General features: G+C 64.4%; 18 protein-coding genes. 11 read left to right on the forward strand and 7 right to left on the reverse strand.

Translation table 11 applies throughout. The annotated features are described in order from the left end of the window. The first annotated feature begins 1,031 nt into the window (after positions 1-1,031). Positions 1,032-6,812 (forward strand): hypothetical protein, encoded by a 5,781-nt coding sequence (locus QHF83_RS48370; RefSeq protein ID WP_282424941.1) that lies wholly within the window; start codon positions 1,032-1,034, stop codon positions 6,810-6,812. Between the two features lie 882 nt (positions 6,813-7,694). On the opposite strand, the gene QHF83_RS48375 is transcribed toward QHF83_RS48370, so the two are convergent. Genes QHF83_RS48375 through QHF83_RS48385 form a run of 3 tightly spaced genes read right to left on the reverse strand, consistent with a single transcriptional unit; the run spans position 7,695 to position 9,490 of the window. Beyond that, complete coding sequence (locus QHF83_RS48375) at positions 7,695-8,249, reverse strand: mechanosensitive ion channel domain-containing protein (RefSeq protein WP_282424942.1); 555 nt, start codon at positions 8,247-8,249, stop codon at positions 7,695-7,697. Between the two features lie 36 nt (positions 8,250-8,285). Continuing rightward, the gene (locus QHF83_RS48380) at positions 8,286-8,744 is read right to left on the reverse strand and encodes a response regulator transcription factor (protein WP_282424943.1); all 459 of its coding nucleotides are present in this window, start codon (positions 8,742-8,744) and stop codon (positions 8,286-8,288) included. A gap of 14 nt (positions 8,745-8,758) precedes the next feature. Then, positions 8,759-9,490 carry a HAMP domain-containing sensor histidine kinase gene (locus tag QHF83_RS48385; protein WP_282424944.1) on the reverse strand — a complete coding sequence of 244 codons (732 nt, stop codon included), beginning with the start codon at positions 9,488-9,490 and terminating at the stop codon, positions 8,759-8,761. 674 nt (positions 9,491-10,164) lie between these two features. Between QHF83_RS48385 and QHF83_RS48390 the strand changes: the two genes are divergently transcribed. Genes QHF83_RS48390 through QHF83_RS48415 form a run of 6 tightly spaced genes read left to right on the forward strand, consistent with a single transcriptional unit; the run spans position 10,165 to position 14,426 of the window. Then, complete coding sequence (locus QHF83_RS48390) at positions 10,165-11,031, forward strand: PAS domain-containing protein (RefSeq protein WP_282424945.1); 867 nt, start codon at positions 10,165-10,167, stop codon at positions 11,029-11,031. After that, positions 11,021-11,941, forward strand: a complete 921-nt coding sequence (locus QHF83_RS48395) for a protoglobin domain-containing protein (protein ID WP_282424946.1) — start codon at positions 11,021-11,023, stop codon at positions 11,939-11,941. Before QHF83_RS48390 ends, QHF83_RS48395 begins: the two co-directional genes overlap by 11 nt. Continuing rightward, positions 11,938-12,342: an STAS domain-containing protein gene (locus tag QHF83_RS48400; RefSeq protein ID WP_282424947.1), complete on the forward strand. Its 405-nt coding sequence runs from the start codon at positions 11,938-11,940 to the stop codon at positions 12,340-12,342. Before QHF83_RS48395 ends, QHF83_RS48400 begins: the two co-directional genes overlap by 4 nt. After that, entirely contained in the window at positions 12,339-12,743 is a 405-nt protein-coding gene (locus QHF83_RS48405; protein ID WP_282424948.1) for an anti-sigma regulatory factor, read from the forward strand. Before QHF83_RS48400 ends, QHF83_RS48405 begins: the two co-directional genes overlap by 4 nt. A 1-nt stretch (position 12,744) precedes the next feature. Then, positions 12,745-13,332, forward strand: coding sequence for a SpoIIE family protein phosphatase (locus tag QHF83_RS48410; RefSeq protein WP_282424949.1), 588 nt, complete (start codon positions 12,745-12,747; stop codon positions 13,330-13,332). Continuing rightward, a complete protein-coding gene (locus QHF83_RS48415) occupies positions 13,329-14,426 on the forward strand; it encodes a HAMP domain-containing sensor histidine kinase (protein WP_282424950.1) in 1,098 nt (365 codons plus the stop codon). Before QHF83_RS48410 ends, QHF83_RS48415 begins: the two co-directional genes overlap by 4 nt. 8 nt (positions 14,427-14,434) lie before the next feature. On the opposite strand, the gene QHF83_RS48420 is transcribed toward QHF83_RS48415, so the two are convergent. Both QHF83_RS48420 and QHF83_RS48425 read right to left on the reverse strand, forming a co-directional pair. Further along, complete coding sequence (locus tag QHF83_RS48420) at positions 14,435-15,433, reverse strand: AraC family transcriptional regulator (RefSeq protein WP_282424951.1); 999 nt, start codon at positions 15,431-15,433, stop codon at positions 14,435-14,437. Positions 15,434-15,558: 125 nt separating this feature from the next. After that, the gene (locus QHF83_RS48425) at positions 15,559-16,584 is read right to left on the reverse strand and encodes a sigma-54 factor interaction domain-containing protein (RefSeq protein ID WP_282424952.1); all 1,026 of its coding nucleotides are present in this window, start codon (positions 16,582-16,584) and stop codon (positions 15,559-15,561) included. Between the two features lie 431 nt (positions 16,585-17,015). Here QHF83_RS48425 and QHF83_RS48430 point away from each other — a divergent pair, with 431 nt between their 5' ends. Continuing rightward, positions 17,016-18,152 carry a peptidoglycan-binding domain-containing protein gene (locus QHF83_RS48430; protein ID WP_282424953.1) on the forward strand — a complete coding sequence of 379 codons (1,137 nt, stop codon included), beginning with the start codon at positions 17,016-17,018 and terminating at the stop codon, positions 18,150-18,152. Positions 18,153-18,176: 24 nt separating this feature from the next. Here the strand turns inward: QHF83_RS48430 and QHF83_RS48435 are convergent, their stop codons facing one another. Continuing rightward, positions 18,177-19,253 (reverse strand): hypothetical protein, encoded by a 1,077-nt coding sequence (locus QHF83_RS48435; RefSeq protein ID WP_282424954.1) that lies wholly within the window; start codon positions 19,251-19,253, stop codon positions 18,177-18,179. An 87-nt stretch (positions 19,254-19,340) separates the two neighbouring features. Here QHF83_RS48435 and QHF83_RS48440 point away from each other — a divergent pair, with 87 nt between their 5' ends. Further along, complete coding sequence (locus QHF83_RS48440) at positions 19,341-19,937, forward strand: hypothetical protein (RefSeq protein ID WP_282424955.1); 597 nt, start codon at positions 19,341-19,343, stop codon at positions 19,935-19,937. A 180-nt stretch (positions 19,938-20,117) separates the two neighbouring features. On the opposite strand, the gene QHF83_RS53625 is transcribed toward QHF83_RS48440, so the two are convergent. Continuing rightward, complete coding sequence (locus QHF83_RS53625) at positions 20,118-22,205, reverse strand: sigma-70 family RNA polymerase sigma factor (protein WP_348980533.1); 2,088 nt, start codon at positions 22,203-22,205, stop codon at positions 20,118-20,120. 565 nt (positions 22,206-22,770) lie between these two features. On the opposite strand from QHF83_RS53625, the gene QHF83_RS48450 reads away from it, so the two are divergent. Both QHF83_RS48450 and QHF83_RS48455 read left to right on the forward strand, forming a co-directional pair. Next, positions 22,771-24,090 (forward strand): tetratricopeptide repeat protein, encoded by a 1,320-nt coding sequence (locus QHF83_RS48450; RefSeq protein ID WP_282424957.1) that lies wholly within the window; start codon positions 22,771-22,773, stop codon positions 24,088-24,090. Positions 24,091-25,033: 943 nt separating this feature from the next. Next, on the forward strand, positions 25,034-26,344 hold the full coding sequence (locus tag QHF83_RS48455) for a protein kinase (RefSeq protein WP_282424958.1): 1,311 nt from the start codon (positions 25,034-25,036) through the stop codon (positions 26,342-26,344). Positions 26,345-26,587 lie beyond the last annotated feature (243 nt).

Genomic DNA, 26,587 nt, shown 5'->3' on the forward strand with positions numbered 1-26,587 from the left:
GGAGCGCGCGGGGGATTTGTCGTCGTAGCGGTTGCCTCGAGCGGCTTCGTGGGTGATGGACCGCGATATCGATGGCCGCCGACAGCGAGCCTCTGATCCCCGCACACCGTCACGGTCTGGCCGCCGCCGATGTCGGCCACCGCTGCTGGCAGGCGAGCGCCGCACGCCGTGGGGAACGCGACGGGCGCCTCCACTCCCGTTTGCGTTTGCGTTTGCGTCTCCGCTTCCGCCTCCTCGACCCTGCACCGGAAGGACCGACGTCACAGCTTCGTCGGCTTCCTCGACGGGGCTGTCATCGCTCTTCGTCGCGAGTGGGAACGTCAAGCATGAGCAGGTTTCGGGCGCGCGAGGGTGTTGGAACGTTCGAAGGGGGTCGAGAGCACGTGACGCGTGGGTGATCGAACGTTCGGAGGGTCGCAGGCGACGGTGACGCGAGGGTGATCGAAGGCTTGAAGAGCCATGAGGAGAGCGTGACGCGAGGCGGATCGAACGTTCGATCGGCCGCGGGCGACGGTGACACGAAGGTGATCGAAAGCTTGAAGAGCCATGAGGAGAGCGTGACGCGAGGCGGATCGAACGTTCGATCGGCCGCGGGCGACGGTGACGCGACGGGGGTGGGACGTTGAGAGAACGGGAGGCGAGGATGGCAGCGGAGAGATGACCCGTCCGCTCGCGCAAGCACACCCACGCTACCGATATTCGACCCGATCCCACGCGAGCCGGATCGCCACGAACCGACACGCGAGCGCCCATTCCTCGACTTGACCGCGGGCTCCGCGCCGGTGGTCGAGTGGCCCGCCGAAACGTTCGAGTAAGGCTCACAGGATCGTGCGCCGCCTGCGGTGAGTCCACGAAATAACAAAAGATCGAACAACCTTCACGAAAGGCAGCAACGGGCGTCGTGGGGGAGGAGCGGGGCGCGGATCACGGCGTCCGGCCTCCGCTCGTCTCGATCTCCTCGCGCGCAGCGCCTCGCTGCGCGCGAGGCCACCGCACACGTGTCACTCGCAATCGAAGGATCAACACACATCATGACCACGACAACGCCCGATATTTTCGGTATCGACTCCCAGGCTGCGTACATGAAGCAGCTCGGCCTCGATCTGTCTCGCAAAGCGGCCAGCTTCGCCACGGACCCTCAGAGCACGGCGCTGTCTCCCCTCAGCGCTCTCGATACCATGGCCACCTCGATGCGCGCCTCGGGCGTGCCCGAGGAGTACGTCACGGCGGTCCTGGCGCTGAAGAATGACGCCGACGTCCTCGCCGCCATCGACATCTTCCAGAAGAGCCTCCAGGGCAAGGCCAACATCCACGACCTCAAAGACCTCGTGCCCCCGCTCGCAGACAGCGAAAGCGGCTCTCAGGGGGATGCGGGTTTGAACGGCGCCGTGCTCACCGGCGAGGTCACCCCGGAGGGGGAGACCGATCTCATCCGCTTCAGCGACTACCTCGGTGGCAGCACCGCGGGAAAAACCTTCGCCGATATCCCGCAGCATTTCTCCGACCTGAGCAACGGGATCACCAACATGACCCTGTTCCGCTTCCAGGTCCTCCAGGACCGGCTGGACAGCCTCTCCGGCGATCTCGCCACGCTCATCGCTCAAGACAAGGTCAACATCAAGGACTTCGCCACGAACGCCGATTCGAGCTTTCGCCAGGGCAGGGGCTATACGGTGGATCTCGACGGGAAGGTGAACGACGCCTCCCGGGCCAAGATCGGGGCCTCGGGCGAGAGCCCCAAATCCAAGCTCTTGCACACGACGTTCCTGGCCAACGTCGAGCTCGAGCGCCAGCGGACCAAGGCCGCCAGCAGGCTGCAGGCGCAGAAAATCCTCGGCAAGATCGGCACGGGCATCGAGGCGGCGACCGCCGGCTTCAACGTCGGGATGGGCGGCGTCAACATCGGCGCCGGCGACGAGATGATCCAGAACGCCGAGCGCCGCTTCGCGCGCGGCGAGATCTCCAGGGCCGAATACGACCAGCAGATGCAAGACGGGCGGCTCCGCATCGCGCGAGGCACGTTCGGGATCGGCGACGGGCTCAACAGCATCCGCAAGCTCGTGATGGACAAGGTCGGCGACGGGGTGAAGAACCTGTCCAAGGGGGCCAAGATGGGCCTCCGCTTCGCCTCCATGGTCGGGGGAGCCTTCTCCATCGGCATGGGCGTCGTGTCGATCACCGAGAACTCGATCGCCGCCGACCGCGCCAGGACGAGCGGCAATATCGGCGGCGCGGCCATGTACGGCATCATGGCCGCTCTCGACACCGTGTCGCTCGTGCTCGACGGGGTCAGCATGGTGCTCGATTGCATCCCGGGCATCGGCACGGCGCTCTCCTTCGTGGTGGACCTCATCAACACCATCGTCGGGCTGGTCAACATGATCATCGGCTTCTTCGCCGATCTGGTCGATACGCGCACCCCCGAACAGAAGCTGAAGGCCGCGCTCGACGAGCACGTCAACTCACCGGCCTTCCAGGCGTACCTCGACAAGCAAGCCGAGATGTACAAGGCGCAGGGGTACGACCTCTTCCAGTTCATCGTCGACGCCAAGGCGATGGGCCTCGAGGAGGAGGGGGCGGACGGCACCCAGGTCGACAAAGAGATCGTGCGCAAGCTGAGCGACAAGGCGCTCGCCGACGGCCTGGATCCCTACCTCCGCCTCGCCCTCGTGGACGCCTCGTCCATCGGTCGCGAGCTCCGCGGTCGCCTCAACGACGATATCATCCGCGCCGGCGTCGGCAACGACTCGGTCTACGGTGAAGCCGGGGACGATCTGCTTTTCGGCGACGAGGACGACGACGCCCTCTACGGCGGCCTCGGGAACGATTACCTCGTCGGCGGCACCGGCCGCGACTCGCTCTACGGTGAAGCGGGCAATGACTGGCTCGTCGTCGAGCCCGGCATCGACATCGTCGCCGACGGCGGCACGGGAAAGGACACGCTGGAGCTCTCCGCGAAGTTCTTCTCTCTCAATGCCGGGAGCAACCCCAAGGCCATCATCTCGGGGTACGACAGCATCAACCGTGTTTACGTGGATCTGTCCGCGCAGGCCACCACCACGAAGGGGCGCGCGGGCCTGGCGCTGGGCGCCCTGCTCGATGGCCTCCCGGCCCTCGCCAACCCGCTGCACCGCCCGGCCTTCCTCGCTGGATCGGCCCACGAGACCAAGCTCATCAATACCCTGTTCTCGATGAGCACCGCGGCACAGGTCTCCGAGTCCACCCTCACCGGCAAGTACTTCTGGTATCTCGCCAATAAAGACGGCCTCAAATACCTCACCGACGGCCGCTACTTCTACGCTTACGGCACGCGGAACGGCGCCGTCGGCCTCTGGAGGTCCACCTACGATATCTCCGCCATCCCCAGCAGCGTCGCCGTCTACGACAGCACCAACTGCGTCATGGCTTATACCGGAGACAAGGAGCTCGAGGCCGCGCTGGTCTTCGCCTTCAAGAGCACCACGAAGATCAGCGGTATCGAGGCCGTCTGCGAGTCCTCCGGCTCGAGCCCGAACGTCTTCACGGACGTGAACTCCCAGGTCATCGGCGACAGCAGCGTGAGCCTCATCGACCTGCATTACGGGCACAACGAGTACTGCTATACGGGGAACGGCGACACCGTCGTCTCGTTCTCGGCAGGGCCTTCGCCCCAATGGCAGATCTGGAAGTACATCATCGGCGGCGACGGTGAGAACGTGCTGATCATCAACGGCAGCAAGTGGGCCACCACCACCCGGCCGGACAACAAGAACGTGACGAACAAGTTCGTCCTGCTCGACCATGACATCGATCTGGCCAAGGCCAACCGGGCGGCCAACGTGGCGAACGAGTACGTCTGGCCCGCGAACTCGGCCGAGAACAAGGTGGATCGCGGCATCTTCATCAAGAACATGCAGACCATCCAGCTCTCCAACAGGACGTATGACAACACGTGGGATAGCGTGAGCTTTCACGTGGACGCCACCAACCTCCGGGAGGGCCACCGATTCATCGTCGACAGCAACAGGGAGTACCTCCGCCTGGTGGGCACGGCCGGCGACGACAGCTTCATGCTCCGCGCCGTCACCGGCGTAGACAACCAGATCAATGGCTATGCAGGTCGTAACCTCCTATCGCTCGAGCACTTCACCTCGAGCGCGCCCGTCGAGGTCGACATCGACGTCCCGGCTGGTTTCGCGGGCGGCTCTCTCAAGAGCGGCGGGATCAAGGTCACCCTCAACAAGATCCACAGCGTGCGCGGCAACGCCAAGACCTGGAGCATCAAGGGGCACAGCACGGATGCCAACCTGCTCATTGCCAGCGGCGGCGAGTGCACGGTGGAGGCCCGCGGCGGCAGCAACAACCTCGTCGCCATGCGCGGCCGCCACAAGCTCATCGGCGGCACGGGGGCGGACACCTATACGATCTCCGGCCCGAACATCGAAGAGACCGCGGTCATCACCGTCGTCAGGGACAAGGTCGCCGGCCTCATCGCCAAGGCTCAGGACGGGACCTGGAGCGCGCCGTCGCTCACCCTCGCTCCGCTCGTGGACGACGTTGCCGAGATCCAGCTCGGCGCTCCGCTCTTCCTCGACGACAACGGCGTTCGCAGCGCGACCGGGAAAGGCACGTTCACGGTCAGCGCCGACAAGCGCAAGCTCGTCTACACGCCGGGCAGCGCCTTCAACGACCTGCCTGTGGGCGAGTCCGCGGTCGTGCGCGTCGTGTACACCACCACGGGCTCCACGGTGAGCATCTCCGAGGCCAGCCAGGGGAACCGGATCAAGCTCGATAAAATCACCGCCAAGAGCGATCTCAGGTTCACGATCTCGGGGAACGGCGACCTCGTGGTCCGCAACGCGGCGTACGTGGTTCTGTTTACCGACCTGCGCTTCGGCGAGCTGTTTCGCTCCGGGATCACCAGCCTGGAGACCCTCATCGTCGACTTCATCACTCGCTTCACGTCGATCGAGCTCTCGAGCCCGAACGGTCCGGGCGTCATGCTCGAGGCGGGGGACATCTTCGATATGCTCTTCGAGCAGCTCGGCGGGTACATCACCAACCCGAGCACCCACGACAACATGCTCGACGCGGCGAAGTTCGGCGGCGTCGACGTCTTCGACGTGGGCGGCGGTGACAACGTGATCCTGGCCAAGCGCAAGCGGGTGACGTACGCCGCGAGCGGAGGGAACGATATCTTCGACGCCTCGGTCCTCGTCGCCACGAGCCCTGGCACCCAGCCGGACACCGTGATCAAGACCGGGAGCGGGAACGACGTGGTCATCCTCGGCAACAACGCGGAGACCGTCAAAGTCCGCTTCATCGCGGACGGGCAGACCGCAAAGCAAGGGATCAAGACCCTGGTCCTCAAGGGGATCGACCCGAACGCGGTCGGCATCGCGCAGAGCGGCGCTCAGCTCACGCTCACCGTCGGCGCGAACACGGTGGCCATCCTCGACACCTCCCCGGACGTCATCCTCTTCAAGGATAGCTCGGGAAGCAGGCTCATCGACGACGTGGGCGCCTACGTCACCGCGCGTAAGGCCGGCGCGTTTTACACCTGTCGCCGGCAGTACGACGCCAACCGCAAGCAGGCGCTGATGGCGACGGATCTCAACCGCAGCCAGGTCCTCCTCCATATCGCGTTCAAGAGCTATGGCTTGGATCTCCAGCTCAGGTCCGGGAGCCAGGTCCTCTACGGCTTCTCGATGAGCATGACATTGACCCCCGCGCTCGACGCCCTCACCGTGGCGCGCGCCTTCCAGCTCCAGTTCCAGCGCGGGATGTTCTTCAAGGACGCGACGCTCGACAGTACGGGTGTCCGCGCCTTCATCATGGAGAGGCTGCGATCTCCCAGCGGCCACACGTTCCTCGGGAGCAGCACCTTCCCCAACGTGGTCGACATGACCCAGGTGGCGAGCCCCTGCACGGTGCCCAACGGCAACGCGCTCATCTTCGCCAACAAGGCGGGGACCAGCGTCACGGCTGGCACGGGGAACCACATCATCAAGGTCACGGCGTCAAACGTGACGGTGGGAACCGGGAGCCCCGAGGACAACAACCCGAACGGCGACTCCATCGTGTTGATCCAGGCCGGCCTGGAGAACGTGACCGTCAAGCTCATTGGCAAGGGCTATTCCACCGTGTGGGGCTATCGGTACCTCATCATGGATGGCATCGACTCCATGAGCGTCTCGTTCTTCAACCTGAACGGCAGTCCTCTCGGGGCTACTGTCTTCGCGTCGGATCCGTTCGTCATGAAGTACGGCGCCACGACCATCGCCAAGTTCGACGCGGTCCCCACGTGGTTCCTGTTCGGCAGAGGCGACGAGTACGACCTCGTCGAGAATGGGGTCTCTTACCTCAGCCAGCGTGCCCGTGGAACGTGGATCCAGCGCCTCGTCTTCAACCGCGACAAGCTGATCACAATGTCGGCCCTGGACGTCGACTCCACCGCGTTCGTGCTGTCGGGCACCTGGTCGTCTTCCCAGGTCACGCTCGCCCTCAAGAACAACGCGGGCCTCGTTCTGCACCAGTTCAATCTGGCCGGAGACACCCGGACAACGGTCAAGTCCGGCGATGTCGCGCTGATGATCGCGTCCAAGCTGCCGGGCGGCATCCGCTTCCGCGATCGCTCCTACGTCGGTGAGGCTTTCGTCCAGTTCCTGATGAGCAAGCTCACCGCCGGCGTGATTCAGGGCGTCACCATCCAGGAAGGCGCTGCGACGCAAACGCTGGCGCAGGCCATCGCGGCTGACACCACGTACGCCAAGTACATCGCCGTGCTCGCCAAGGCACAGGTGTCCGTCACCATCACCAACCTCGACCCCTAGCGGGTCCGGGACAGGGTGATCCCCCCTCTCGGTGAAGTCCCGGTGACCCCGGGGCGAGCGCGCACCTCGCTCTCGCCCCGGGGTCGCTTCACGAAGGCCGTCCGAGCTGCCTTTGGAATCTTCAAGGTGAGGATCGCGCTCGCGTAACGCACGATTCGTCATCCCTGGTGCAGACCCACGCAGGACCCTCCTGGCCGTGCTCGTACAGGGGGGAGACACGGCGGCGGCGACAGGCGACATCGACGCCGCAGTCGTGGCGCATGACGCTGCCGACCGGCGCCTGGCGATGATCGCGGACACCGATGACGGCACGGGGGCCGCGCGGGCTGCGCACATGGCCGTCGCCAAGCTTCTCCGGACCATGAAACGGCGGGGACCCAACGAATCGCGGGCCCCCTTGTGTCTCCAAGGGGGCTCGACGAATGCTTGTCCGCGGGGTCAGTCTCGACGCGGAGTCTATGGTAGGGACCTCGGATAACTCTCATGCGCGAGTAGGGAGGAACCGTTGCCCCGACGACCGGCTCCCGGAGGTGCTCGACCTCCTCCCGGAGGTCCCTCGACCTCCTCCCGGAGGTCCCTCGACCTCCTCCCGGAGGTCCCTCGACCTCCTCCCGGAGGTCCCTCGACCTCCTCCCGGAGGTGCTGGACCGGCTCCCGGAGGTGCTCGACCTCCTCCCGGAGGTCCCTCGACCTCCTCCCGGAGGTCCCTCGACCTCCTCCCGGAGGTGCTGGACCGGCTCCCGGAGGTGCTGGACTGGCGCCCGGAGGTGCTGGACTGGCGCCCGGAGGTGCTGGACTGGCGCCCGGAGGTGCTGGACTGGCGCCCGGAGGTGCTGGACCGGCTCCCGGAGATCCCTCGACCTCCTCCTGGAGGCCATCGGCCTAGCTGTTCGCGCCGGTGGAGAAGCCTGCGCTGAGGAGCCCGCGCTGCAACGCTTTTCGTAGCATGCTCTCCCACTCATGCCGGGGCCGCGTCGGCTTGACGGCGACCTTGATATCGACGACGAGCCCCCCCTCCTCGAACCGAACGATCTCGATCTTGGGCTCCCTGCCGAAGACGGCCCATTCGAGCTCGTCGGCGATGCCCAGAAGGGCGCCCTCGAGCGCGGGCATGTCGGTGTTCCCAGGCATGGCGATCTCGGCGCTGACGTAATACCATTCCGTGCGGCTATAGTTTCGCACCGTGGTCTTCAGGAGATCGCTATTGTTGATGGCGGTGTAAAGGCCGTTTTGGGTGTCCACCGCCAGCGTGGACATCATGCCGACTTCGATGATCTGCAGCTCGCCGATCCCCTCGACCGAGATGATGTTCCCTGCCACGAAGCGCTTTTCTTTCTTGATGAAGAGCCCCGCCGCGAAGTTCCGTATGACGTCCTCCAGGATGAACGTGAATGCGGAAATAGCGACTGCAGCGATGATGGACGCAAAGACTTCCACGGCAGGCTCCTCAGGGGGGTACGGGTTCGCTGGCCCTCACCAGGCGCGATTTTCGAAGATCGCTTGCAGCCCGTCGCGTACGTAAGGAATCAGGGATTGACCGTCCGGCAATGGTTTGCCCAGGATCAAGATGTCAATGGCCGCGCTGAGGGACTCGACCACCTCCTTGCGCGTCGCGCCCTTGGTGATGTAGAGGTCGGCGTTGGCCTGCTTCGCCTCACCCAGATCCTTGGGCGAGATGCTGCTCGTGACCATGGCGACCCTGTACTCCGGGTACGTTGCCTTGATCTCGGCCGCCGCCCGGAGCCCGTTCATCACGGGCATGTTGATGTCGAGCAGCACCATGCTGGGCTGCTCCGTCTTGGCTTTCTCGACCGCGTCCGCGCCGTTCTCCGCCTCGATCACCTGAAACGTGATGTCTCCCTTGTATCCCGCGAAAAATCGCGTGAAGCTCCTCCGCACGATGCTGTCGTCGTCCACAATCAGCACTTTCACCGTCCGACCCATGTTCAAGCTCCTCCTGCTTTGCCGGCGATGGCCGGTCCATCTATCTGGCCGAAGTCGATGACGAAGGCGCTGCCCTTGCCCTGGCCTTCGCTCTCCGCCCACACGTGGTAGCCGTGCGCATCGATGATCTGTTTGGCAATGGCGAGCCCGAGCCCCGTCCCGCTGACATCCTTGGCAATACGCTTGAAGACCACGAAGATTTGCTGGAGGCTCTCCAGCGGAATACCCCGCCCATGATCCTGCACGCGAAGCTTGCCGTTCGCGTACGAAATCTCCACGGGCCTCCCTTCGCCATACTTGACCGCATTCTCGACGAGCTGAAGCAGCGCGACGGGGAACGTGTTGCCGTCCAGCCGTATTTCATCGTGTGGCACGTCGTCTGCGACTCGTATCGTCGGCGAGCCGACGCGCGCGACCACACCCTGGACCACGTCGCGGAGTGACAGTGGTTCCAAGTGAGGTTTGCCCGTCGCCATGGCGTATACGAGAAGGTCCCGCACCGTCTGAACACCCTTTGCTGCCCGCGGGCCGAGCTCCGCGAGCAGCGCCATGATGTCCTCCACCGGCAATTCCCCGCCGTCTCTGGACTCTTCCATCAGCGCAGACAGCTCGTCGACCAGGAGGCTCACGCCCTGCCAGTCGGTTTTCAACGTGTGCGCCGCGCTGTGCGAGAACATCTCGAGCTTTTTGTAACGCTCCTCCAGATCGACATGCGCCCTGACGAGGTCCGCCACGTCCGCCGCATCGACGAGGCATCCGAAGCAGACTCCATCGTCGTCGAGGAGCGGCGTCGCGGTCCAGAGGGCGTGCACGTTCGGAGCGCCCCCGTCCGCGAGCACCTCCATCCAGCACCTGGGCTGCTTCGAATCCACCGCCTCGTTGAGCCAACGAATGCGAGCCTGATGCAGATCGGTGTCCGCGCGAGGGTCCACCGCCGCGCTCGCCAATCGCCATAACCTGGCGCTCCGCCGGCTCGCGAAGAGCGTTGTGCCAGAACCCGGACGGGGAGTCGGGGTGTCGGCGCACGCGAACTTGCTCTCCAGGAGGAAGAGGGGGAAGTGTCCTGTTAGATTGCCGGCAGCGCTCATGTCTCGGGGAGCCTTTCGCCAGAAGCGTGCCAAGCCGCCGCAGCGGCGAGCCGCGAGCCATCCGTGCTTCAAGGGGTCGAGCTTCCACTCGTCGAGTGGAAGTACGTCGAGCGGAGTTGAAAGACGGGCGCTTGATCGGCGCAGCTCTAAAACCCGATTGACAAGACGAAAGCAAACGTTGCTTGCCGCAGCCGGCTAGGACGCCAGATCCAGCGGGAATTCGCTCGGCCTGCTTGGCCCGAGTGTTGCGTCGCGGGCAGACGATGTCGCATGATCGAACAGGCACCCTACCGCCGGCAAACACCTCACCCGACGAGCCAATGGCCAGCGCGATCATCGCCGCGATCGATCGGTCCAGCGCGGTGATCGAATTCGGCATGGACGGCGTCATCCTGCGAGCCAACCAGAACTTCCTCGACACCATGGGCTACACCCTCGAGGAGATCGTAGGGCAACACCACCGCATCTTCGTGGAGCCCGCCTATGCCGCGAGCGAGGACTACCAGCGCTTCTGGGATGGGCTGCGCGGCGGCCACTTCCATACGGCTGAATACAAGCGCATCGGCAAAGGCGGCAAGGAGGTGTGGCTGCAAGCCTCCTACAACCCGGTGATGGATGACCAAGGTCGCCCGGTCAGGGTGATCAAATTCGCCGCCGATATCACCGCGCAGTTCAATAAAGCGATGGCGCTGGTCGGGGAGAAGTCGGCCGCCCTGGAGAAGGCCCTCCACGAAGCGCAGGAGGCAGAGCGAATCCGTCAAGAAATGGACCGCACGCTCCAGGAGATGTCCACGCCGGTGACCCCCATCTGGGACCGGATCCTGCTGCTCCCTCTGGTGGGGATCGTGGATTCGACCCGCACATCCGACGTGATGCGTAAGACCCTCACGCTGATTCGCGAGACCCGCACCAAGGTGTTCATCCTCGACATCAGCGGCGTGCCCACGGTCGACACCGCGGTCGCCAACCAATTGCTCAAGATCACCAAGGCCACCCGGCTGATGGGGTGCGAAACGGTTATTTCCGGCGTTTCCCCCTCGATCGCCCATACCGTGGTCGAATTGGGCGTGAACCTGGGCAACGTGAAGACCACCGCCACCCTGCGGGACGCCGTCGAGACTGCCCTGCATCAGATAGGAATGAGAATGTCCCCCTCCACCCAGCACGAGCAGAATCATGTCGCCTGATCAAGCAAGCGCCACGTCGCTAGCGGACACCTCGCCCGAAGAGCTCCTCGCGCTGTACGGGGTAGCGCCGGCAGACCTCGAGAGGGTCCGCGCGTATGGAACCATCATCGTCCCCAAGCTGGATGAGCTCATTCGCCTCATTTATGTCTGGATGGAAAGCCACCCCGACCGCGATCTGCTCTCCGACGAGGAGACGCTGAAGCGCGTGCAATCGCGGCAGCGCGCATACTGGGAGCGCTTCTTCGAGGGGAACATCGACGAGAGGTACCTCGAGAGCAGGCAGCACCTCGGCGAGGTGCACGCGCATATAGGTCTTTCCTTGCCTGCGTATTTTTCCGCGATGAACCTCATCAACCACCTGCTCACCGTGGAGCTCTACGACGGCAGCCTCTCGCACCAGGAGTACGTCACGGCCATCGACTCGGTGACCAAGGTCGTGCATCTGGACACCGCCCTCGTGGTGGAGGCGTACTCGCGCATGGTCAACGAGAGCATCGCCGAGCAAAGCCAGGCGCTCGTCGAGATGTCGACGCCAGTGACCGTCATCTGGGAGGGAATCCTGATGCTGCCCGTCGTCGGTATCATCGATTCGAAGCGAGCGCAGGCGATCATGCAGGCTATGTTGACGAAGATCGCGGCGACGCAGTCGAAGGTCATCATTCTCGACATCAGCGGCGTGGCCGTCGTGGATACCGCCGTGGCCAATCACCTCATCAAGATCACCCAGGCGACCAAGCTGATGGGCTGCGTCTGCATGCTCTCGGGGATCTCGCCGCCGATAGCGCAAACGATCGTCGAGCTCGGCGTCGAGGTCGGCGACATCATGACCACCAGCAGCCTCCGCGACGCCCTGGAAGACGCATTCACGCGGCGGGGCCTTGGCATTCGACCGTCGGCCCGAACGCCATGAGCGACAAAAACGAGCCCGCGGAGGACGAGGTCGTCTCCATACAGATCATCCGTGGCGTGCTGGTCGCGGCGCCGCACGGCGATCTGACGAGGCGCAGGGTCGCAGAGCTCGGACGAGCGCTCTCCCAGCGGATCGCGGAGACCGCGGTACGCCACGTCGTACTGGATGTATCGAGGATATCCGTCATCGACGCCGAGGAGTTCTCCTATTTGCGAAAAACCGCGGCTGTCGCCGCCATGATGGGAGCCCGCGTGATCCTCTGCGGGCTTCGGCCGGGTCCCGTCGCGTCGCTCATCTACACGGGTGCGCCGCTCGGAGCCATCGAGACGGCCCAGAACGTCGATGACGCACTCTCGGCGCATGAACGAGGCACCGGTCTTGTCGGGAAGGGGCTGAGATGAGCACGACCTCCGAAATGCGAGCGCGGATCCGCTCCGACATCGACCTCGCGCGGGCCTTGATGCTGGTGCGGCGATACGCCGAAGAAAAAGGTTTCCCCGAGATCCCCGTGGCGCAGCTATGCACAGCGGCGTCGGAGCTCGGTCGCAACATCTTGAAGTATGCCGGCCAGGGGACGCTGAAGGTGAAGACCGTACACGAGGCCAGGGGCACGGGCATCGAGCTCGAGGTCAAGGACCAGGGGCCGGGGATCGAGGACATCGAGGCCGCATTGCGAGATCACGTGAGCACCGGCGGGACGCTCGGGCTGGGATTACCTGGTGTGAAGCGGATGATGGACACGTTTCACATCGAGTCCAAGCCGGGACGAGGCACGCGGGTCGTCGTGCGAAAGTGGCGTTGATATGTCGTCGCTCCACTGGGGCATGTGCGTGAGGCCGTTCTTGGGGCAGCGCGTTTCCGGCGACGCGGCCGTCGTGCGTCCCAGCAATGACGCGTTTCTTTTCGCGATCATCGATGGCTTGGGCCATGGATCGCCAGCGCATGAAGCCGCTCTGCACGCGAAGCGGTTCTTGCTCGACCACGACCGCCCAGGGGACGTGTCCGCGGGCCTCGTCGGGCTGCATCATGCCTTGAAGCCGACACGCGGAGCCGCCGCCGGCATCTGCTTCATCACCCCTCGCACGGGTGTCATGGAGTATGCTGGCATTGGCAATACGGTATGTCGACAGTTCGGAAAAACCGAGCGGCGCTTCGTCTCGAAGGACGGAACGCTCGGGCAGTTGATGCCGCATCCATTCGTGCAGCAGAGCGCGCTCTCGCAGGGCGACGTCATCGTCATGCACACGGACGGCGTTCGAGCGAGCGTCGACGCGCGTGCGTACGCGGGGTTCATCCACGCGGGGCCCCCCGCGGTCGCGCGGAAAATCGTGGAGCAGTTCGGAAAACCAACCGATGACGCGGGCTGCCTCGTCATCAAGTATCTCGGATGATCGACCTCGGCACCCTTTCGATCCGCGATAGCGACGCCGTGATGGAGGCTCGCCGCAAGGTCGCGCAGGTCGCGTCGTCGCTGGCGCTCGACCCCATTTCCGCCTCGTGCGTCGCGAGCGGGGTATCGGAGATAGCCCGTCGCTTGCTCGCCGCGCAAGCCCAGACCGATCTCGGCGCTGCCATCCGGCCGAGACCGCCGCGATCCATCCTCGACCTCTCTTTCACCGCCGTATCGCTGCGCGCTGAAGAGTCGGGCGTCCTCGAGCTGTTCGATTCGGTGAAACGCAAGGCGCGCAAGGGCGCCGCCGTGCTCGTCTGCGAAAAGGAGCTCCCGATTCGCACACAAGACCTCACGCCGGATTTCGTCGAGCGCCTGCGTCGGCTGCTCCGGCGGCGATCGCGCGACGAGCTCATGCGCGAGATGCGCGCCATGAACGAGGAGCTCACGGCCAAGAACCTACAGTTGGAAGATTTCGCGTTCAGCACGGCCCACACCTTGAAGACCGATTGGCTCGGCGTGAGTTATTTGCTCGAAGAGCTCGCCGACATCATGGAAACCGACGGTTTTGACCATGAGACCGAGCGGCACAGCGTGATGGGCGAAATAAAACTCCGGGTGAGCCGCGGCGCGCGGACCGTGGACGAGCTTCTGGCCTACGCGACGGTAGGCACCGGCGTCCAAAAAAAGCCGCAATCCATCCTGGCGGTGGTGACGAACGTCGTGGACCGCACGGCAAATCCGCGTCTTCGTATCGACCCCGAATTCAAAGACGCCGTGTTGCCCATCGACGAAGCGAAGTTCGCGACGGTATTGCGGGAGATCATCAACAATGCAATCGCTTATGGGCTTGGGAGCCCCGTCGACATTCAATGTGATGGGAAGGCGCTGCGGATACGCGACCGTGGTCGGGGTATCCCCGGAGAGTTGCTCGTGGAGATCTTCGGCCTTTTCCGTCGCGCAGCAGCGGACAGCACCGGCTCGGGCATCGGCCTCGCGATCGCCAAGCAGATCATCGCCGCGCACGGGTATCGCATCTCGGCAGAGAGCGAGGGCGAAGGGCACGGCAGCACGTTCGTGATTGACTTTTCGTAGATCTACATCTACCGGACCCTTCGGCGCATCGTCTCCGATGGGCTCTCCCCGAATCGCTTCTTGTACTCCACGCTGAATCGCCCGAGGTGGTCCATACCTGCGGCCGTCGCTATCTCGGCGACCGTCGCTCCGAGCTCCGCTCCGAGCAACCCCTGCCGCGCACGCTCGAGCCGTCGCTCTTTTAGGAATTGCATCGGCGAGCACCCTCGGTGTGAACGGAACGCAGCCTGAAGCGCCCGCGACGATATCCCGATCTCGTTCGCGATCGCCGTCATCGTCAATGGTTCGTCCAGGTGTGCGTCCAGGAATTCCTCGGCTTTGCGCAGGTATCCGGGGCTCGGATACCTTGGCGGCGGTGTCAGTTGTTCTTGATGGCTGTGCGGAAGGCAAGTCGACAAACTCGTCAGCAATGCCTCTCTCAACGTCACCAGCAATCTCGGGGAACCATCTGGCCGGTTGAGTTCATATACGAATGCCTGGGCGATCCGGTGGAAGCTCTCGCCCCCGGGCGTCTCGAGGTTCACGGCGGGGTCGAACTCCAGCCGGCCGCGCATGGGCCTGCCCGTGAGCGATTGCATGTGGCCCTCGAGTACAGGTGCATCGATGGCTATCGTGAAGTTCACATAGCCTGCCTCGCTGCGGGAGACGAGCGGCCGATCCGGCGAGATGATGATACCGGATCGACCCGGAACGACATCGACGTCCTGGCCCAGATGCCGCCCCCGCCATTGTCCTCTGGACCCAAGGACCAGCACGAAGCGCTGTTGAATGCCTTCGCTAGAATACTCGAGCGCATCCTGCACGCTTCCGGCGTGAAAATGCACTCCACCTGCTGCCGCGCGCCGGATGTACCAACCAAAGGAACCGCGGCCGGGTTCGACGCGGCTCAGCCCTCCATAGAGTCGGCGAAAGATGCCGCGGGCTTCATCGACATCGGTGGCCTCGAGGGGCGGTAGATGACCGGTAAGGAGTTCATTCGTGTGTTTATCTCGAGCGGACGAGCCCATGAGCACCTCTCCGCCAAGGTTACTCCGTGTTGCGCAAGGGAGCCGGTGGCTCACCGGCTTCGGGCAAGGTGGCGGAAGGTGTGCGCGATCACGCGTTGCGCACCGCCGCGGCCGTCTCGAGCCTTCTACATCTGCAAGATCGTCTGGAGCCAGGGTAGGTATGGCTGAGCCTTGCCGCGGGCGCGGGACATGGCTTCCGTCATGGTATCGGGCCGGCCGAGCTGCTTCGGCTGCAGGTCGAACTTGCGCAGCCGATTGTAGATCGCCTGTACCGACAGGCCCATGCGATGCGCGAGCTCGCGGACGTCCGATACCTCCTGGGCGACGGCCAAAAAAATCACGTCGTCGACATGCGCCGTCAAGTCTCCGGCTGGGCAAGGGGCTCGGGAGGACGAAGGCGATGACCTAGGCTGCTGGCTCGGTAAGCAGGGTAGGGCCTGCCAGTTGTCCTCGATGGATAGCTTGGGATCGTAAAGCAGCAGATAACGTTCGATGGCGTTGCGCAGCTCCCGCGCGCCCCCAGGCCACGGATAAGACGCACATAACGCAGACAGGGCCCCGATTTGCTCCATCGATAACTTCACCTCGTAACGTGCCGCGGTATCCCTGGCCAAGGAGGCTGCGATGCGACGGACATCCGCAAGGTGAAGGCGCGGGATGCAGAGCGTGACGACGCTCAACCGGAAAAAGAGGTCTTCCCGGAAGCCGGTACCGAGCATCGAGCGGAGATCGCGGTTCGTGGCGGCCATGACACGGACATCCACCGTGCGCTCCCGTGTGCCGCCGACAGGCCAAAACGAGCCCTTGGCCAAAAAACGAAGCAACTTGGCTTGCGATTCCAGGGGCAACTCCCCCACCTCGTCGAGAAATAGGGTGCCCCCGTCCGCGAGCTCTGCCAGACCAATCTTATCGCTCAGAGCTCCGGTATAAGCGCCGCGGATGTGCCCGAAGACCTCGCTTTCGAACAGCGTCGCGGTGAGCGCCGCACAATTGATGGAGATGAAGCGCCCTCTGGCGCGGCTGCTATGACGGTGAATATCCTCTGCGAGTACATCTTTGCCTACGCCCGTGGAGCCCATGATGAGGATGGGACACGAGGCCGGAGCAATCCTCTTGGCCAGCGCAAGGATCCGGCCTCGTTCTTCAGACACTGCCTCGAAGTTCCATGGGATATCATTACCCTGAACCAAAGTTACTCCTCCTGGACGAGGTCACCCGTCGGACCCGCGTCCGGTGGGGGCGGGCCATTCCAACGAGCAATATACATGCCGGCCATGGGAGCGGTGCATTCGGCGACTGGTCAACGGAAGCGAGGCTTTAACCATTCTTGTATCTTGTAAATCTGACTTGAATTCGACCGTAGGTGCCGTCATGGAGCGCCCCAAAGCGGCAGTCGAGAGATGGTCACCTGCGGGGCCACTCTTCAGTGGCATGCGATTTTTTCTTCTTCGCGATCCGGATAGACTGGCTTCGCATTCTGGATAGCGTGCCGCGCGAGCGGTCGAAAAAACTCACGACGTATGTCCGGATCGCGTCCATGCCTGGAGGCCTCGATGGGTCGAGGCACGCACGGGAGGAGCTCATGACGACGTCGAGCGACATTGGTTGGGGTACATATCAGCAATACGAAGGGCCATTTTTTCGCGGCAAGATCGCGTTCAATTTGGACGACATCAACGAGACTGCCTTGGGGTCGAGCAGCGGCCAATCGCTCGACGCCCGGCTCCTCGCCGTGGTCACTTCGACGGAGGGGGGACGTTATGACGCGATCAACATGTACGATCGCTGCATCGTCAGCGTCGGTCTGATTCAATGGTGCGAGGCTGGGCAATACAGCGTCTCGGCGCTGCTCGGCAGAATCGCCGAGCGCGAACCGAGCCTGCTCGCGCCTCTGTCCCCGGCCCTCGCCGCTTCGAACGCCGAGTTCAAGAAGAACGCCGCCGGAAAGTACCGGTTTTTCTACCTCGACGGCGCGGGCGAGGTGGACAGCGCGGACAAGCAGCGCCGGCTGTTCTTCCAGGGCTGCTCGGGCCTCAAGGGAGCCTGGCAGGACGCGCCGAAAGCCCACGCAAAGCACTGGGCCTCTTGCCTCGCGGACATGCTCGCGCAGCCCCTCGCGCGGGTCGTCCAGGTGGAGCACACGCTCCCGAAGCTCGTCGGCTTCTGCATGCCCGACGCCAAGAAGATCCTGTTCGAGGAGGATTTGCCCAGCGAGGGCCTGGTCGGCGCCGTACGCGCGGCCTACATCTCGTTCGCGGCAAACCTGCCGGCCGTGGCAAATACCCAGCTCAAGGAGGCTATCGTCAAAACGAAGGAGACGAAATGGAGCCGCGCATGGGCTCTCGATGTGCTCCGGCAGCTCACGTTCGGTCCGAAAATCACCATCTATCCCCATCGGTACAAGGCCATCCGGCCAGTGCTCGAGAGGCTCTACGGCGTTGATCTCCCGGATATGGCCGAGGAGCTGCTCGGGGAACCTCGAGAAAGCGCCGAGCACGGACACGATCTGACCTCGGTCCAGGGCGTCCAAAAAGGCCTCATCGCTCTCGGCTATGACCTCGGCACGTCCGGCGCGGACGGTCACATGGGGAACCGCACCAAGAAGGCCATCACGGAGTTTCAATCGGTGCACGGCCTGACCCCGGATGGCGTGGTTGGCCCCAAGACCCACGCCGCCCTCGCCACTGCGCTCACGAAAGCGACGGGGGCGGCGGTCTGACCCCGCCCCCTGGATGAGCAGGCCTCACGCCTCCGGCGCTTCCGGCACGTCGGGCTGGGCTTTTTCCTTCGCCTCGCCGCGCTTCGGCGTATCTTCCTGGAGCAGATCCCGCGCCATCGCGTCGACCTGCGCTTGAATCACGCCCGGGTCCACGCCGGCGCTGAGATCGCGCTGGACCTGCGCCAGTTTGGTCGCCATCTTCATTCTCTCCTTGAGGATCTGGGCGCCCGAGCGGGCCTGCGACGCCTGTTGCCCGGCGAGCGCCACCTCCTCGCCGCCTCCACGCACCGCGGTCTCCAGCGTTTCGACGAGCCGGTTGAGGATGCGATAAACGACCGTGCACGAAAAGCCGCCCACCAGCGCGAGGCCCGCGGCGGCGATGGGATTGCCGTCCTCCGGATTGGGCGTGCCGGCCGACCGGAGGTCGAGGATGGTGGCGAGGAGCAGCCCGGAGATGACGCCCAGCATGAACCGCTTCCAGAACGCGCCATCGTGCCGTGGATCGAAGGTGCCATAGTTCGCATTTCGCTCCAACTGCGCCAGGCCTGCGAAGCACGCGCCCAGGGCCGCCGCGGAGATGAAGAACAGCTCATTGATGAGCAGCGGGAGCCCCGACGCCTCGAAGATGTTTTCATACTGGGGATCGTTCGTGTACGGGGTCAGGCTCAGCCCGACGAACGCGACGAGCGAGGCGATCGCCACCATCATCAGGCGGCGAGTCATGAACGCATAACCTTGCTTGCGCCGCGCCTCCACGCTTTCGCCGTCCGTGAGCGCCAGCGCCGCCGCGGGTGTCATCGGGGCGATGACCTGCGCGAGCTGTTCGTGCGCATCCGCGAGCTCCTCGATGGTGCAACCAGCGTGGCCTTCTTCGATGGCAGAGAGGACGCGCAGCGCCGAGGATGGGACCTTCTGGCCATACGAGAGGGCGTGGGCAGCCATGGCGGATGTCTCGGTGGCGAGGTGCCCGCGGATGGTGGTTTTTTCCGGAGGTTTGGCTTTATCGTTACTCATTGGATTCTCCTGTGCGCCTGCGCTCTCGGGCGCCGGTGTGGAACAGGCTATGGACGGCGCGCTGGTTCCCTCGTGAAAATTGCCCAAAAAAATCACGCGGCCCTCCCTCGCACGTCTCGGAGCGGGATTCGCGGCGCGCGACGCGTCAGGCCGGATCCGGAAGGGAAGCTACCCGTGGAAGCCGAATCGATTCGCAACAAGATCGTCGAGTTTGCCCACACGTGCCCGGGGTTGGGCGCAAACCCGACGAATGTGGAGGTCAAGAGGCGTTATATCGAGCTCATCGCGCCGGGCGAGCCTTCCTCCAAGCAGGAGGAGATGGCGAAGATGTCCGGCTGTGCCCTGCTCGTGGGAGGCATCTGGCGCGCGGTGGGCGTGGACGCCCCCTCGCTTCTGCCCCCGTACAAGATTGGCACCGCCATCTCCAGGCTGGTCAGCATCGCGCGGGCGGTGAAGGCGTGGATTCCGTTCAAGGAGCAGGAGTACCCCGCGCCCGGCGATATGGTCCTGGTCGGTGATAATGCCAAAGGCGGCGTCGAGCACGTGTATACGGTGGTCGGTGTCGAGCTCAGCGATGGGAACGTGACGATACGGAGCGTCGACGGCGGACAGCGGGACGCCAAGGGGCACCAGGCCGTGCTCCTCAAGCAGCGCGTATGGCGAGGCCGGCAGGATTGTGTCGTGAATGCGTCCGACCCGGGCGCTCAGAAGAGCGGCGGCCGCATCATCCAGGGATGGGTCGACGTCAGCAGGCTGCCGTTCAAGGTTTGAGGTTCGCGCGCGAGGAGGGATAGCCACGAGCCGCCGTGAACGGTTCGTGGCTGCCCGAATACGCGAGCGCAATCGTTGTCGTCGCTGGAACCCTCTCTTCGTTTGCAGGGCAGCCCTCGACGTTGCGCGATGCATTCGAAGGCCGAGGCGTCGAGCTTCAACTCGTCGAGTGGAGTATCATCACGTCGCCTTGAAAGACCGGCGCCGGGGGAGGCGGGCCCGCAGGGCAGCCGACGCGGCGCGTTCGAATGCCGCCGTTGCACGGCCTACGTTGCCGCGCTTCTGGTACAGGGCGCCCTCGAGCAGGAGCGCCGACGCCGCTTGCTCGTGGCCGTCGTTCGGGGGCAGCAGTGAGAGCCCCGTTTCGATATCGTGGAGCGCCTCTTCGATGTGGTTCGTCTTGGCGAACACTTCCGCTCGGTGTAGCCACGAGAGGGGAAGCCATGGCTCCAAACGCCGGGCGTGCTCGGCCAGTTCCTCGGCCCATCCCGGGTTGCCCGCCGGCTCCGCGAGCGCCATGGCGGCGCTCGAGACGATCCGCCAATGATCCGGAAATTGCCGCAGCAAGCGATCCACGAGCCGACCGAGCCCGCTGAGCATCAGGTTACCTTGGATCCGGAGCGCATCGACCGCGATTTCAACGTCGTCCGGCGCGATCTCCAGCGCGCGATGGATCGAACGCAGGGCCACGTCTCGCTCATCGTATTCGAATGCCAGCCGTGCATGCGCAAGCCATGCCGCGGAGTGCGTCGGATATGCTTCGACGAGAGAGCGCGCCGCCCGTCGGGCCCGCGCGACATGACCTCTCGACTGGTAATGAGCGACGAGTCCGCATTGTACTTCGGGCAAGTCTGGAGCCGCTCTTTGCAATTTTTTGAGAACGGCTACAACCTGATCCGGGTCGGCGCCGCGAAGCGCGCGTTCGAACCATCGAAGCAACGCAGGTACGCAATCCGCTTGAACGTCGAGCGCGCGAGCGAGATATGCGTCCGCGATGGCCGTTCGGCCTGCCAGCGACGCGGTGTCATGGGCGATGAGCAGCGCCTGGATATCCTGTGGCTCGGCCTCGAGCGCCTTTTGAGCAGCGTCGAGCGCGGCCGTGGGACGACCGCGGCGAGCGTGCAGGGCGGCGAGCGCCGAGAGCGCAGGCGTGCATTCACCCGATCTCGAAGCGTGGAGGAAGCTGCCCTCGGCGGCGTCGATCCGACCTCGGGCAAGCCACGAGAGCCCTCGAAAAAAGGACCCAACTTCGGCAGATGGCGACGCGTCTTCGAGCCGGCCCAGCACGTGAGCCGCCTCATCGCAGCGCCCCGCGTACATCAGCGCCGTCGAGAGCCGCATCCACGCCTCCCAATGCCCCTGCCGCCGCGCGACGACCGCGTGATAATGCCGAACCGATTCGTCGAATCGCCCTGCTTGCAAGAGCATATCGGCCAGGAGCAATCGCTTTCGCCAGCCGGTCGGGTGCTTTTGTACGTATCGGCGGAGCCGCTGCGCGCGCCGGGGAACGTAGCGCGGTAGCGGCGCCGGCATGGGCAGGAAGACCGTCGCGTGCGCTGTGCCCGAGGGCGTCTCCACGGCCCACACGGCGGCGTGAAATGACCGAATGGGCAAAGGGACGGGCGCAACGAGCGACGCGGCTGCTTCGCGGCCGATCACCAAGAAGCGCCTATTCATCGAGGGCTGCCCTCGCGATTCATCCGCGCGGTGTCGCTCGAGCGATTCTGCTATCATGCGTCTCGCGACCTGGACACGCTTGCGCAGGTTCTCCTCGGAGTCGAAGAGCACGGTCGCCATGGCAGCATAGGACATGTCTTCTTCGGCTCGTAACAACAGAGGCGCACGGAGGTGGTGCGGCAACGCGTCAATCGCATGCCAAATCGCCTCGGCCGTCTCTCGCTGCATACACATGTGCTCCGGGTCGAGGTCTCCGCCGGGGAGCTCTAGCTCGTTCGGTGATCCGTCCTCGAACTCGGCCGGCCACCACGTCTCCTCGCGGCGCCTCGCGTTTTCCCGGTGAACATCGATACATGCATTTCGCACGATCTCGCCCAGCCAAGCAGCGGGGCTGCGCAGCTCCGTGAGATCGCGCGCGCTTTGCACCATGGCAAGCGTTGCCCGGCCAAACGCATCCTCGGCATCCGCCTCCGAGTGGCGCAGGTAGTGGCGACACCGCCGGAGCAGCGCGGCGCGCTGATTGGCCCATAATCGAACCAGCGCCGCCTCAGCGCTTTGGCAAACTTCGGGACTCGTTACGGCATTCACCATGAGCTCACGTTTTCGTCGGGTGGGGGTACCTTCGCCGGCCTATGGCAACGGTCGGGCCAGCCCGGGAGCACCGCGATTCACCCAACATCACGCGCCGAGCGCCGTCGCCGCTCTCGCGGACTTGTAAAGTCCTCTGGATTGCAGGATGACTCGGCGACTGGACGACGAAACAAGTGAAAATTTCTCACACGACCAATCGATCTTCGTCGATTCGCTCATGCCCCGATCGAAGAAGAGCTCGTCGTCTACCCCTCGTTACGCGTTCATGTTCGCTGCTCTGCTGCAGGCAGCCGGGTGTTCTCCGGGGGCGGTGGCCAAGGCGGCCCGAGGCGATGCCCCCGGGGCCGCGGATGCCCTTGGCACCCGGACGTGTATTGGACCGGGTGAGGACGTCGAACCCTGGGTCGTGGACTTGCCTGCGGATCGCCGCGTGGAGATCGAGGCGGCCATGCAACGCGGCGTCGTGCTCGTCTCTTACGATTGCACGGCCCTCGAGCTCGTGTGGAACTGCAAGACCGCGGGGAACTATGGCTATACCGGCACCACGCTCGTCGAGGACGACGTCGTGCTCGAGGACGCCGATTCGGTCGCTGCGAATCTGTCAGGCGGCACGATGCTCGCTGCGAAGCTCGAGGCAGAGATGCGCCGTGGCATGAAGATGCACATCGGCTATGTGCTCGTCGGGCAGCGCTCGACGACGCTCGGCCGGGTATCCCGCGCGGAGCTCACGGGCGATTGCCGCCGCGTGACCCATTTCATTGCACGCGCCAGCCTCGGGGCGTATGCCGTCGTCGCCAATTCTTCCGCGCGGATGGGCGCCGCGGCGGAGATTTTCGCGCGCGGAGCGGGCGCCTCCAGCTCGAGCAGCTTTTTCAAATCCACGACAGCGGGTGAGAAGGCAGCGTGTTTGAGCGCCACCTCCGAGGACAGCGCTCCGCCTGGCAAGTGCCGTGCGCCCGTGAAGCTGCTCTTGGCCGCGATCTCCGACACCATCATGGCGGAGTCTGGTGAACCGCCTCTCGAAGAACATCGCCCCTTGCGGTGCCCCGCCCGAATGGTCCGCAGCAGCGACGGCGCCTGCGTGCGCACTCGACCTGGCGCACCGCAAATGTGCGTGATGTCAGACCACGCCGATTGCGCCAGGCAATGCGCTGCCGGGGACGCACGGAGCTGCGCCACGCTCGGCTTCATGTATGAGAGCGGCAAGGGCGTCGCGGTCGACGGTGGTCAGGCGTTCCGCTATTATCAGCAGGCGTGCGACGCGGGAGCGCTCGATGGCTGTGTCGGGCTTGCGTTCCTCTATAGCAAGGGCCGCGGAGTTCACCCAGATCCCGCTCGCGCAGCCAACATGTTCCGCGATGCATGCGAACGAGGGCACGCGCGTGCGTGCAGCGGCATAGGCCAGCAAGCGAGGATCGAAGGAAATGGCGCCGATGCCATTCGATTCTTCGAGCGATCCTGTAAACTCGGGTACGCGAGGGCATGCTTTTATGCGGGGAGCGCGCTGGCGACGGAAGGGAAGGAGCCTGAACGAGCGCTACGAAATCATGAAGCTGCATGCGTCGGACAAGATGAACGAGGTTGTCTGGCCATGGCAGGTATGATGCTCTCCGGATTGGGGGCCGCTCCGGACGCCATGAAAGCCAATCACGTTCAAGGAAAGGCGCTCAACGCGCTGAACCAGAGCTGCGCATCAGGCGACGGTGAAGCGTGCGAGGTGATTGGGGACTTCTATGATGGACGCTATGGGAAGAAGGTGCGCAAGCCCGAGAAGGCCCTGGAGTTTTACCAAAAGGCTTGCCGAGGGGGGCGAGGGGATGCGTGTCGAGCAGCAGGGGTCATGCTCGAGAATGGGTGCTGCGCGCAGCAAGACGTCGATAGGTGATGTGCTGGCGCGAATTTCTCGCCTCTGGCGCCCCGGGTTGTCATCGCTCCAGCTCGGTATGACGCCGCGCCAGCTCCGGATTGGGCTCCTCACCCAGGTGTACGACGAGCTGCCAGTACTCCCCGAAGAGTAACGCGATAGCCTCTTGCAAGGTAGGAACGGGCGTGAAGGGGTACAGCACGTACCGGCTGAACCCCAGGAACTTCTCAGGGCCCCGCACGTGGCCGATCCGATGCCCAAGCAGAACACGAGGAGCAATCCGTCCTTCCCGCCTGCGCGCACGTGGCCGATGCGCTGGCCCTCGACAAAGACGCCCCAGTTATTCCCATACGGCCGCAATTCAACCGTTGTTTTACTCGGCGCGAACTCATTGGGGCTCTGCCCGGAGGATGGGACCGAGAACTACGCTCCGGGGCTCGATCAAGGCGACGGCGGGCGAACGACGAAATCTTCGCCAAAGTCTCGCCACCCGTGTTCGCCGCATCCGCATCTGGGGCGGTCAAGGTGGCGAACGTCGAGAAGCAGCGCTCGAACGTGCGCGACGTGCTTGACGCGCTCGCCGTCCCCTCGCGTTGAGGAAGCAACGCAGGGCCGCGCCTCCCGATGCACGCGCCACGTTGGCCCGTACCGGCCAGAGGTGCGCCACCACGGCGTCCGCGCCCGGCCTGGCCAGGATCTCCGCCGGCTGCGGAAAACCGATCCGGGTGCTGCCGCGGCATCATCGGCCCGGAGAGGGGATTCCACGGTATTTGCCGGGGCACGACGACAGGCGTCGTACCAAGAAGGGTTGATGATCTCTCGCATGCGTGCTCTCCGCGCGGGGTGCGATGCTCGATGTGCTACCGACGAACCCATTCGTCCGAGACACGCAGTTTTTTGAAAACCGACTTCTTGAAATACATCTTCAATCTCGTATCCTGAACAGGAAGGCTTGACGGGGCGCATGATTTCTTTGGCGAGCGGAGGTATCGTCGCATCGAGATCCCGTCTCGAGCGTCCGTTGGCGCAGGGCGGTAGGGGGGCGGTGTGGGTGGCTCGGCACATCGCGCTCGATGTCCTCGTGGCCATCAAGATCATGGCACCCGAATATGCGAGCTCCGCTTCGGCCCGCGCGCGGTTCGAGCGCGAAGCGAAGGCGTGTGCGCTGATCAAGGGCCCCAACGTCGTGCAGATCCAGGACTATGGCGTCGCGGACGGACCGTTTCTCGTGATGGAGCTGCTCCAGGGCGAGGACCTGAGCGCGCGGCTCGCAAGGGAGCGCTGCCTCTCGCCGGCCGTCGCCGCGGGCTTGTTCCTCGGCGTATGCAAGGGCCTGCGGCGGGCGCACGAGCTTGGAGCGCCGGCGCCGCCGGTAAAAGACGCCCACCTGCTGCGCACCGCTATCCGCTGCCGCGCAAGCCGGATTCGACGTTCGGTTCATGAGGAAGGAATCGAGTATATGGGGAGATGGCGCCTCGAGAATATCACTATATTCGCTACGAACCGCACCAGCGACGAGGTCCTCGGCCATAACGTCCACGCGTTATTTCGGATGCGGTATGATGCCTCGCGGATTGGCAGGTTCCACGAGACCCCGAGGCTCGTATGGCACGAGCATATCATTTGCATGGAAATTCGGGGGAGGCCCAGCCCGTCCGGGGATGCCGCCGGCGCAGATGCGATCACTCCTGTCGCCGCGCAGACCGAGGAGTCGCGGACGTGGTGGGAGGTCGGAGTCGACCAGTACGCGCGTAACCCCGGCAGCCCCAACTTCGCGCCATGGCTCGCGCGGTACCGCGAGGGTTATCGCTCCGCCGTTGGGATGCCGGGCTCTGTCATTCGAGGGGGCGCGCAGCTGTTCCACCGGCGAGGAGGGGACGCGAATCCGAGGACGGAGAACGTCAATACGGCGGACGACCAGGCAGAGGCGAGCCGCCGCTACCTTGGAAAGAAGGGCGGGATCCTCACGATAGAGATACACGATGTCCCCAGCATCGGCCTCAGCGGCGAATGGGATGTCAAGGAGCGGTATCTCTTCTTCACGCTCGGCGTCCAGGGCGGCACGGTCTGGAGGAGGGTGAGGCAACACCTGCGCGTGGACAAGTCGCTGCCGCCGGACCTGTGGACGAGGACCTTGGAGGTCGAGCCTCTCGAGCCCGGAGTCCAACCCGTTTGGCGGACGAATGTAGATACCACCGGGTTTACCCGCGTCGATCCGCCCGCCCACTTGACACAAGTGAACCCACCGCTCCTGGCGGGGGGTGAATTCGTTTGACCCGGGCGCCAGAACGGGAGAGGGGTTGGGGGTGAGGGAATTTCAGCGAGGGCGTGGGTTCTGCCCGCGTAAGTGCCGCTTCCGCCTCCGCGAGCAGCGGGCCGCCCGCCGGGGGACGGCCCGCCCTGCGCTCACCTTCGCGCCAACCGGTGCAAGGTGGCGATGAGTCAAGGGGCAATGCCCCTGGTCGGGTCAAGGGCGGAACCCCTTGTGGGGTGAAGGGGCAATGCCCCGTCGCTCTCG

Source organism: Polyangium sp. 15x6 (assembly GCF_029960785.1).
In the GTDB taxonomy this organism is placed as follows: Bacteria; Myxococcota_A; Polyangia; order Polyangiales; family Polyangiaceae; genus Polyangium.